Source organism: Ruminococcus sp. YE71 (genome assembly GCF_900119155.1).
Taxonomy (GTDB): Bacteria; Bacillota; Clostridia; order Oscillospirales; family Ruminococcaceae; genus YE71.
On record NZ_FPIR01000012.1, the window covers coordinates 121,797 to 132,503 of the forward strand.

The window sequence follows — 10,707 nt, forward strand, 5'->3', positions numbered from 1 at the left end:
TGACAAAGCGGCGCGGACATGGTAAAATAGTCTTGAGGTGATGATATGGTACTTGAAAGGATAACAGCCGATTCGTACGAACTGGACGAGCTTGAGCGCATAAACAAAGCGTCGTTCCCCGAAAATGAGTACGTGAACATCCGATACCTGTTCGAGAACTGCGGCAGGGGAGTGCTCGCGGTCAGGGATGAGGGTCGGACGGTCGGGTTCATCGTTGTGTATGAAACCGGTGAATATACGTATATTTGCTTCTTTGCCATCGACCCCGATCTGCGCGGACGCGGGCTCGGCAGCAGTGCGCTCTCGGCACTCGCCGCGGAATGTTCGGGACGCTGCGTGGTGGCGGACATAGAAGCTCCCGACAGCGGATGCGAGAACAACGCTCAGCGGATCCGCCGTCGGGAGTTTTACACACGAAACGGTTTTTCGTCTACGGGCTGGTTCATGTACTACATGGACACAGAGTTCGAGGTCATGAGCGCGGGCGGCAGCTTCGACATGGATGGCTTCCGTCAGCTGCTTGCCGAGATCACCGCCTTCGCGCCGTCATTTCAGCCGAGGATCTACCGCAAGCCGTCAGCCGAGAGCTGAATCGAAGGCTTCACGGATCGAGTTCACGCCGATGACTTCGATGCCGAGCTTTGCGGTGTTCAGCCCTTTGAGCGCCGAGCGCGGTATCACGCACTTCGTGAAGCCGAGCCTTGCCGCTTCGGCGATGCGCTGTTCGGTCCGCTGAACACTCCTCAGCTCCCCCGCAAGACCTATCTCGCCGAAGGTGATGACCCCCGTCGGCACTGCCTTGTCGGTCAGGCTCGAATAGAGCGCCAGCGCCACGGGCAGGTCGGCGGCAGGCTCGTCGATGTCGAGACCGCCAACCACGCTGAGATACACGTCCAGACCGCCGAAGTAGAACCCCAGCCGCTTTTCGAGGACGGCGATGAGTATCGCCATGCGGTTGTAGTCGAAGCCCGTCGCGGTGCGGCGCGGCACGTTGAAGGCGCTCTTGGTCACAAGGGTCTGCACTTCCGCGAGTATCGGGCGCGACCCCTCGATGATGCAGGCGACCGAGCACCCCGAAGCGTCGGTCGGACGCCCCGACAGAAGCATCTCCGAGGGGTTCGCCACCTGCCGCAGACCCTCGCCGCACATCTCAAACACGCCTATCTCGTTGGTCGAGCCGAATCTGTTCTTGATGCCGCGCAGGATGCGGTAGGGCAGGTTCTTCTGACCCTCAAAGTACAGCACGCAGTCCACGATATGCTCCATGACCTTCGGGCCCGCTATCGCGCCGTCCTTGTTGACGTGGCCGACTATGACCATCGGTATCTCCAGCGACTTCGCGGTCTTCATCAGCAGGTTCGAGCATTCTCGCACCTGCGTAACCGAGCCGCTGGCGGAGCTTAGCGCCGAGATGTTCATGGTCTGTATCGAGTCGATGATGGCTATCTCGGGTTTTTCCTTCGCGATGGCGGAGCAGACCGCCTCGCAGTCGGTCTCGCTGACGAGGTAGAGATTGCCGCTGTCAACGCCGAGCCTCTGGGCGCGGAGCTTTATCTGGCGCACGCTCTCCTCGCCCGAAACGTAGAGGATGGTGTGGTCTTCGCCGAGGGTCTGGCATATCTGCAACAGCAGGGTCGATTTGCCGATGCCGGGCTCGCCGCCGAGAAGCACAAGGCTTCCTTTGACGATGCCGCCGCCCAGCACGCGGTCAAGCTCGGTCATGCCTGTGCTCCAGCGTATCTCGTGCTGTGACACGTCGATGTCGTTTATTTCGAGTATGTTCTCGGAAATGTCCCTGACCGCCCCCGATGAAGCCGTCCTCGTCCCCGAGGGAACGGCGGCGGGCAGAGTTTCTTCGAGGGTGTTCCAGGCACCGCAGTCGGGGCACCTTCCGTTCCATTTGGTGGTTTCGTATCCGCACTCGGTGCAGATGTATATCGTCTTGGGTCTTGCCATGATTTCTCCTTAAAGAAAACGTATCTGTCGTCACACGGCAGATACGTTTTTACGTGATATTTTCCTTTTGGAACCCTGCGAGAGGGTCGGTGAGAGCGTCCTGCAAAGCGCGGCTGAAATACACCGCGTTGAGGAAGCGGTTGACTATCTCCTCTTCCAGGTCGAAGTCCGCGTCCTTGACCGTATCGAACGAGAGAAATCCGCCTGCCATAGCCGCGTGACCGCCGCCCGTGCCCAGTCCTTCGAGGGCGTTTGAGGTGATGTTGCCTGCGTCAAGATAATCGAGCTCCGAGCGCACCGAGAATTTCAGTCCGTTGCCCTTGTAGCCGTAGGTTATCGCGAAATGCACTTCCACCAGTTGTAGGATGAAGTCGCAGACCGTCGCGATAAGACCGTCGGAGACCTCGGAATCAATGAACGAGAACCCGACGCCGTCGTATATCTTTATGGTCTGTATGGCTTTGACGTAGGTCTCAAGCTCGGAGAACTCCATCTGCTGGTTGGACAGCGTTTTCAGCGCGTCGTTGTTGCAAAGGTAGAACAGCCTGTAGAACATCTCGGCGTCGAATTCGGTGACTCCTCGGGTGAGGTTCTCGGTATCCATCTTCAGTCCGTACATAAGGCTCGTGGCGGTGGTCCTGTCAAGCTCGATGCCGTTCGAGAAGAAGTAATCCGCAACGATGGTCGCGCACGAACCGCAGATGCGTACATCCTTGAACAGGTAGTCGAAATGAGCGTTCGTGGGATGGTGGTCGATACAGGCGACTACCGTTCCGTTCGTCTCGGCGATGTTCGAGGTGTTCATCTGTGCATCGACGGTTATGATATAATCATCGGGCGTCATGTCGTTGATCTTCCGAAGATCGACCATACTGATGCCGAAAGCGATGACCATATTGGCAGTCGAAGCCTTCGCGACGCTGCCCTGATAGATTATTGTTGCTTTTATTTTGTAATGTGACAGCAGTTTCTGGACTCCCAGTGCGCTCGCGAGTGCGTCGGGGTCGGGAAAATTATGCGTCTGAATGAAAACACGATGTCCTTCAAGTACATTCAAAAGACTCTGAAGTCTTTGTGTCATAATGATCGGTCCCCTTTTTCCGTGATTCCATAGCGTTTTAGTATTATATTTCAGCCCCTATATACATTTATTGTAACATATTTCGGGCATTCTTTCAATAGAAAAAGTACAGAAAAAACAATATTTGTAAATTATGCACAAATTAATGTAAAATATTTGACAAAAAGGATAGGCGTGAATACCTTCTGTCATTTTTTCTTCCGACGGAAGAGGTCGAGTATCCTGCGCAGTAATCCGCGTTTCTTCTCGGGGGGCTTTTCTTCCTGCGGCGTTTCGGGCTCGGGTACGATCTCGGGGGGCTGTTCGGGAAGTGTCGGCGGGGCAGGTTCGGGTTTTGCGGCCGACTCCTGCGCCTGCTGTGCGAAGACCTTCTGACAGTCGGTGTGACCGCCGTGCAGACGTTCGTAGCTTCCGTCGGGAAGCATGACCCTTGCAGAGCAGTCGTCGTCGAGCTGTGTCCCGAAGTATCCGATGAGCTGTGCTTTGAGGTCGGGGTCGTTTATCCTGACGGCGGCTTCGACACGTCTGGTGGTGTTTCGGGTCATGAGGTCAGCGGAGGAGATGTACACCGCCTGCCTTTCGCCCTTGCCGAAGATGTATATCCTCGAATGTTCGAGGTACCTGCCCACGATGGAAATGATGCGGATATTCTCGGTATAGCCCGTGACCCCTGCTGTAAGACAGCAGACGCCGCGGACGATGAGGTCGGTCTTTACCCCTGCCTGTGAAGCCTCGATCAGCTTGTCTATGAGCAGTTTGTCGGTGAGACCGTTCATCTTGAGCCCGATGTAAGCGTCCGCGCCGCTTCTCGCAAGGCGGATCTCGTCGTCGATCATGGCGGCGAGGGGCATCCTAAGTCTCTGGGGAGAGACCAGCAGAGCCGATGTCTCGGTCACTACCATGCCGTTTTCCAGCTCCGCGAAGACCCTGTCCGCGTCCCGAGCGATGACGGGGTCAGCGGTCATGAGGGTGAAGTCGGCGTATTGCAGGGCGGTGCGCTCGTTGTAGTTGCCTGTGCCTATCTGCGTGACGTACAGCGGCTCACCGTTCACCATCCGCGTGATAAGGCAGAGCTTTGAGTGGACTTTGATGAACGGCATCCCGTGGATGACTTTGCATCCTGCGGCTATGAGCTGTTTTGAGCAGTCGATATTGTGCTGTTCGTCGAACCTTGCCCTGAGCTCGGTGCAGACGGTGACCTGCTTGCCGTTCTGAGCCGCGCGGCAGAGTGCCGCAATGACCCGTGAGCCGTCAGCGACGCGGTAGAGGGTCATCTTCACCGACAGGACGGAATCGTCCTCGGCGGCTTCTTCGAGAAGGCGCAGGAAGGGCTCCATCGACTCATACGGGTAGGAGAGCAGGATGTCCTTTTCGGCAGCCTGCTGATGTATCGGTCTGTCTGCGGCGATGTTCTTCGGGATGACGGGCTGATACGGCGGATAGAACAGCTCGGAGCGTTCCGCGAGAATATCCCTGAGGGCGAAGACGTATTTCATTTCGAGGGGCGAATGTTCGATGAACACCGCGTCCTGTCCCACATCGAGCGTTTCCGCCAGCATATCCGCGGTCAGGTCGGTGCAGCTGCCGAGAATCTGCAAGCGGACGGGCTGCATAACACGGCGTTTTGCGAGAACGAGTGACATGGCTTCAAGGCGGTCGGAAGTGATGTTCGGTTCGTCGTCGAGGGTGACGGCTGCGCTTCGCGATGCGCGTATCAGCAGTTTTTCGGTTACCGTGTAGCCCGAAAACAGCGTGTCCGCCTTTGCGATGAGGATGTCCTCGGCGAGAATGTACGCAAAGCCGTCCTCGGTGAAGGTCAGCATACGCTCGTGTTCGGCTGTGTCGCTGACCACCGCCGTGAAGCTGCCGCGCTCGTTTTCGAGCCGCAGAACGGCGTATATCCTGCCGCTCTCGATGAAGGGGAAGCTGTCCCCCGAATCGAGTATGTAGGTGTTCAGAAACGGCTTTATCGAGTGGTAGAACAGGTCGTCCGCACGCTGCTGCATGGCAGGCGAGAGCCGCTCGTATTCGAGCCTGCGGATGCCCTTTTCAGCGAGTGCGCGGTCGAGGTCGGTGACGAGTTTGTCTTTGAGCGGCTGCAAGATGCGCACCTCGCGGTACACTGCCGAAAGCTGCTCGCTGGGACGCATGAGGCTCTTGTTGTCGAGCTGTTCGTCGTTTTTCAGACTCCGTGCCAGCAGTGCTCCGCCTCTCACCCTGAGGAACTCGTCGAGGTTGCTCATGTAGATAGCCGCGAAGGTCAGCCGCTCCATCAGCGGAAGCGCCCCGTCGGATGCCTCCTCCAGAACACGTTTATTGAATTTTATCCATGACAGCTCACGGTTCTGATAGACCGCCGGGATCTCGGGCATATCCTGTATCGACCTTTCCGAAAGATATTGTTTCCGACTCCGCTGCGTTTGGGTGCGTGATTTATTTTTGGAAAACCATTTTGAAAAAGGGTTATCCCATTGCCAAAAAGACGTTCAAGGGTGCGTCACACTTCGTTTGGTGTGGTGGCAAACTTTTATGATCGGATAATCGCGCAGTGGAACCGTATATAGTATATGAAGCATTACATTTTATTATACCATTTTGACGGGGAAATGTCAATCTGGGACGGCGGGTGAGCGAAAACGTTTTTTGTTGTCGAATTTACAAAAATATGGTAAAAACTACATAAAAAATAAAAAAGGGGTAGACATTGTTCATAAAATATGTTATAATGTTATTAACAACGTTGTCGCAGGTCTGCGTTCGGCATGAAAACTGGGAGAGGATAAAACTATGGCTTATAATATTCATGATCTTACTGAATTTTCCAACTATATTAAACCTATAGCCTGTGTAATATCTGTTGAAATGTTCCCCGACGGTTCTTACGGAAACATCCGCATCGTGACGGGAAATGATGCCTATCTGGCTTCGGGAAAAAATTACGGCGATGATGTAACCGCTGTTCACCATGTGGAGTTCATCCCCGACCAGCCTTATGAGAGGTACATTTTGAAGGATCTGAACTTTGAGGAGTACTGCTACCGCAGCGCCGTGCTGGGTGAGACTCTCCACAGCTACATCCATCCCGAGAAGCTGCCGTTCTGGCTGTACCTCACTGTGATGCCGCTCAATAGCGACAAGGAGAACATCTACTACTGCCTGTACTCGCAGGAGATCTCTCAGCGGACGAACTATTCCTACCTGACGAACATCGCTCCCGACATTTCGGCTCAGGTACTGCAAATATGTATCAAGCTGCGCGGTACGGACGACTTTATGACCACCATGGACGAGGTCATCGGGGACATCCGAGATCTCTGCGACGCGGAACACTGCTGCATTCTGACTTCGGATTTCGCTCAGCGAAAATGCGCGGTGCTCTGTGAAGCGTTAAGCAAGGACACCAAACTGCTCTCGATGAAGCACTATGTGAACGACGATTTCTTCTACATAGTCGAGACCTGGCCCGAGACCATCGCGGGAAGCAGCTGCATCATCATCAAGGACGAGCAGGACTGGAAATACCTCGAAAAGATAAATCCTGTGTGGTACGAATCAATGCAATCCGCAGGCGCGAAGAGCCTTGTGCTGTTCCCGCTGAAAGTCCGCGACGAGACACTCGGATTCATCTGGGCGATAAATTTCAACACCGACCATTCCCAGAAGATCAGGAGCCTGCTGGATCTGACGACCTATTTCCTCGCTTCCGAGCTTGCGAATCATCAGCTTTTCCGCCGTCTGGAGGACATCAGCCTTACCGATCTGCTCACGGGCGTGAAAAACAGGAATGCCATGAACAGCCGCATCGACTCCATGATCGCGGAGGAATACGACCCGACCCTGAACGCGGGGATCGTGTACGCTGATCTGAACGGTCTGAAGACGGTCAACGATACCGACGGGCACTACGCAGGCGACCTGCTTCTGAAGGACGCCGCGCTCATGCTTCAAAGGCATTTCCCCGACTGCGAGATCTTCCGTGCGGGCGGCGACGAATTCATGGTGCTGTCGGTGAAGATGTCCGAGGAACAGCTTGCGGCGAGTGTTGAAAAACTGCGGCAGGCGTCCTGCGATCCCGACGGAGTGTGCTTTGCCATCGGATTCAGTTTCGGAAAGGTGGGCGACATCGTGAAGACGATGCGCACTGCCGATGTGAATATGTACCGCGACAAACAGCGGTTCTATATGATGCACCCAGAAAGGAAGGGGTACCGCAAGTGAACGCTGATCCGACCTGAAAAGGCGGCGGGTCGAAGCCGAACTTATGTCAAAGGGAGTTTTCGTATGCTTGGAGTTTGTCTGCTGTTCGTGGGGATAGTCCTCATCAGCAACGGCGCGAGTTCGCTGATGAAAGCCGACCCGAAGGCGGCTGCCGTGATGAATATTTTCGTGGGTGCGCTTTCGGTGTTTATCAATTTTCTGAGCCTTGTCCGCGGCGAATTTTATGCCGCGGGAACGGGTCTGCTTTTCGGCTTCACGTATCTTTTCGTGGCGGTCAACAGCATTTTCGGTCTTGAAGGCAGACCTTTCGCGGTGTTCTCGACCTTCGTTGCGGTCAACGCCGTGGTCTTCGGCATCGTCGAAGGCGTGACGGGCAGCGCGGCACTCGGCATCGAACCCGACCCCAGATGGGCGGCGATATGGTGGATGTGGGCGGTGCTCTGGGGCAGCGCATTCGTGACCGACATCATGAAAAAAGACCTTGGGAAATTCGTTCCCTGCCTGCAAATTTTTGAAGGCGTGGTCACCGCCTGGATCCCGGGTGTGATGATGCTGCTGAAAATATGGTGAATGAAAACAGACACTTTCGGTGCGTGCTGAAAGTGTCTGTTATTTTGTACTTATGCGAATCTCGGACTGTAGGTAGTGCCGCATCCGATGTCGAAATAGTAGTACAGATACTCCTCAAGGGTGATGCCGTTCTGTGCCATGATGAGCGAGTGCGGCAGCCCCGTGTATCTGAAATGCCAGGGTTCATATGCGATGCCCGTGATGTGTTCCTTCATACGCGGATAGCGCAATATGAAACCGTAACGCGGCGAATTTGCTGCGAGCCACTTGCCCTCGTGGGTGCTGCCGAAGTCATCCTCGGTGTCGTCTGCCGACGGGGTGCAGAAGTCCGCCGCAAGTCCGCTCTCGTGTTCGCTGTGGCCAGGGGCTGCGAGGTATCTTGCGGTCACGGCGTTCGCTTCGGCGGCGGTCATGCCGAGCGCGATGTTCTCACAGACCGACCGTCTGAACAGTTCCCGCTGATACTCACGTGACCTGTAGCCCGACAGAAGTTTTATCAGAATACCGCTGTTTTCAGCCGCTTTGAGCATCGACCTGCAAGCTCGGGCGGCGTTTTTTTCGAGCTGTATACTGCCGACATTGTCGAGCTCTGGTGTGAAGTCTGTCGGTATCGCATGGGTTCGGTCGATGAGCAGAAGATAGTCCATAGTTTCACTCCTTAACCGATATTTTTACAGTATATGCGGTGATAACGGCAACTGTTACCGAATATTATATCAGAGATGAAATACACTTTATGTACATAAATACGGACAGCTGTAATATACTGTATATAAGCATATGAAAGGAAGTATCGGTATGTCAAAAGCAAGGAATGTCATCGGGATGGCGGCGGCAGGAGCTATGGTCTGTGCGGCGGTGCCGCTGTCGGTCTATGCCGCATGGGAGATCATCCCTTCGATATCGGAAGCGGTGACAGAGCAGGGGAGCGGCTCGGCCGAGTCGGACAAAATGTACAGAATATCGGACAGCGTCCGCATCGGCTCGAACGCCCTCGACATCGAAGCCGCTGCCGAGGAGGAAGAGACTCATCTCCCCGATGGCAGCGAGATACCTGCGCCGAAGCCGTCCGATGAGGTCATCGCCGCCGTGCCATACCCCACGGGGCTCACCGACCGCGACGGCGCGATCGAAAAGCAGACCTACGGCGGCTACACGGGGGAGCAGTATTTCGACCTCGAAAACGGCGGACAGGTGCGAAACCTAACGTGGCATACCAACTCCGACCTGCTCGCCGAGAGCCGAAAAGGCAAGGCGTTCGCGGTGGAGATCGGTTCGGACGAGCCGCAGGTGCTCATTTACCACACCCACACTACAGAGAGTTTTGAGCTTGAGGACAAGGACTGGTACGACAGCAGTTTCACGGGCAAGACCACCGAGCCCGACAAGAATATCACGGCCGTCGGCGACGAGATCTGCCGTCAGCTCGAAGCCGCAGGCATCAGCGTCATCCACGACACTCTCGTTCACGACTATCCGAGCTACGACGCCGCCTACGATTCCAGCCGCGAGACGGTGACGGCGCTGCTTGCGGAGTATCCGAGCATCAAGGCGGCTATCGACATCCACCGCGACGGCATCGAGACCGCCGAGGGGGTGCGCATCGCGCCCGTCTGCGAAACTCCCCTCGGCGAAGCGGCACAGATAATGATAATTTCTGGCTGCGACGACGGTACAATGGGGATGCCCGACTACCTGCTGAATTTCCGTTTCGCCTGCGAGCTGCAATCCTGCGCCGAGTCCATGTTCCCGAGCCTGACCCGCCCCGTTTTGTTCGACTACCGTCACTACAATCAGGACCTGACCTGCGGCTCGCTCCTCATCGAGGTCGGCAGCCACGGCAACACCCTCGACCAGGCAAAGCTCTCGGGCAGGCTCCTCGGTCAGTCCCTCGCGAAAGTGCTCTCTGAATGATGTTGAATGCTGATTTAGCCGTGGGAAATCGGCCTTAACTTCGCACGGATAGAAGAAAGTTCCCTTCCGTAGACTTTTAATATGTTGTCAGGTAGATTGGAAATGTAGGGGGGATGGGGTTGTGTGGATATTATTTGTGCAGATATTTCAGAAACAGAGGTCGGCAGCCTCCGAAGAAACTGCCGACCTCCTTTAGGATTATTTATGAAGCAATCTTGGTTAAGTGCTTATTTGATGGTAACTGTAACAGCTCTGCTGTTGAGGTTGGAAATATCCCATTCGCCGTTGATCTTAGCGCCTACGACTACCTTATAGGAGCCTGCGGGTACCTTGGTCTTAGTGAATGTGGTCTCTGTGGTCTGAGCGAGGAGCTTCCACTTGCCTGCGGAGTAGTATGCTATGCAGTACTTCTCAGCGCCCTTGACAGCATCCCATGTGAGTCTGAATGCGTTGCCTTCAACGTCAACACTCTTGACTACGGGGTACTTAGGAGCAGCGGCGTTCGGAGTTACGATGATCGCGTTGGAAACGTCGGTGAACCACTGACCGTTCAGCTTGGTGATAACTGCGACCTTATACTGTTTACCTGCTGTGAGGTTCTTGATGGTGTAAGTATCGGTATTGCCCTCAGCGAGCTTAGTCCACGAACCATTCAGGTAAGTAACTACAGTGTAGCTCTCTGCACCATCGATCTTGGTCCAGTTGAGCTTGACAGCGTTCTCGCCCTTCTCGAATGTAACGGTCGGAGCGGTGTAGGTCAGCTTGTCGATAGCGACTGTTCTGGTATTGGTGTAGGTCTTGCCGCCGAACTTAACGGTCGCGAGGTAAACGGTCTTGCCTTCCGCCACGTAGGTCGGATCTGTAGTCTTGGAAGTACAGCCGCCTTGATGATCTGCTCATCGTCGCCCGACTCGCAGGTGAACTTAGCGAATACTGAACTTGTCAATCCCACTTGACACATTTTATTC

At 55.0% G+C, this 10,707-nt stretch carries 10 protein-coding genes; 4 read left to right on the plus strand and 6 right to left on the minus strand.

All coding sequences use genetic code 11. From position 1 onward, the window contains the following. Positions 1-45: 45 nt before the first annotated feature. Entirely contained in the window at positions 46-591 is a 546-nt protein-coding gene (locus BT142_RS12120; protein ID WP_072418461.1) for a GNAT family N-acetyltransferase, read from the plus strand. On the opposite strand, the gene radA is transcribed toward BT142_RS12120, so the two are convergent. The 3 genes from radA to ppk1 all read right to left on the minus strand — a co-directional run bounded on the left by radA (position 577) and on the right by ppk1 (position 5,409). Then, positions 577-1,956: a DNA repair protein RadA gene (gene radA, locus BT142_RS12125; protein ID WP_072418462.1), complete on the minus strand. Its 1,380-nt coding sequence runs from the start codon at positions 1,954-1,956 to the stop codon at positions 577-579. The genes BT142_RS12120 and radA overlap by 15 nt on opposite strands. 49 nt (positions 1,957-2,005) lie before the next feature. Beyond that, complete coding sequence (locus tag BT142_RS12130) at positions 2,006-3,013, minus strand: DHH family phosphoesterase (RefSeq protein ID WP_175545496.1); 1,008 nt, start codon at positions 3,011-3,013, stop codon at positions 2,006-2,008. A 212-nt stretch (positions 3,014-3,225) separates the two neighbouring features. Continuing rightward, positions 3,226-5,409, minus strand: coding sequence for a polyphosphate kinase 1 (gene ppk1, locus BT142_RS12135; RefSeq protein ID WP_072418464.1), 2,184 nt, complete (start codon positions 5,407-5,409; stop codon positions 3,226-3,228). 415 nt (positions 5,410-5,824) lie between these two features. On the opposite strand from ppk1, the gene BT142_RS12140 reads away from it, so the two are divergent. Together BT142_RS12140 and BT142_RS12145 are read left to right on the plus strand one after the other, a co-directional pair. Then, positions 5,825-7,255: a GGDEF domain-containing protein gene (locus BT142_RS12140; protein WP_072418465.1), complete on the plus strand. Its 1,431-nt coding sequence runs from the start codon at positions 5,825-5,827 to the stop codon at positions 7,253-7,255. Between the two features lie 63 nt (positions 7,256-7,318). After that, entirely contained in the window at positions 7,319-7,825 is a 507-nt protein-coding gene (locus BT142_RS12145; protein ID WP_072418466.1) for an AmiS/UreI family transporter, read from the plus strand. Between the two features lie 50 nt (positions 7,826-7,875). Here the strand turns inward: BT142_RS12145 and BT142_RS12150 are convergent, their stop codons facing one another. Further along, positions 7,876-8,472, minus strand: a complete 597-nt coding sequence (locus BT142_RS12150; RefSeq protein WP_072418467.1) for a M15 family metallopeptidase — start codon at positions 8,470-8,472, stop codon at positions 7,876-7,878. 151 nt (positions 8,473-8,623) lie between these two features. On the opposite strand from BT142_RS12150, the gene BT142_RS12155 reads away from it, so the two are divergent. Continuing rightward, positions 8,624-9,739: a stage II sporulation protein P gene (locus tag BT142_RS12155; RefSeq protein ID WP_072418468.1), complete on the plus strand. Its 1,116-nt coding sequence runs from the start codon at positions 8,624-8,626 to the stop codon at positions 9,737-9,739. 227 nt (positions 9,740-9,966) lie between these two features. On the opposite strand, the gene BT142_RS12160 is transcribed toward BT142_RS12155, so the two are convergent. Further along, positions 9,967-10,587, minus strand: a complete 621-nt coding sequence (locus BT142_RS12160) for a hypothetical protein (protein ID WP_072418469.1) — start codon at positions 10,585-10,587, stop codon at positions 9,967-9,969. Next, positions 10,497-10,707: hypothetical protein (locus BT142_RS19405; protein ID WP_207647526.1), on the minus strand; the 211-nt coding region annotated here is incomplete at its 5' end. The genes BT142_RS12160 and BT142_RS19405, both read right to left, overlap by 91 nt.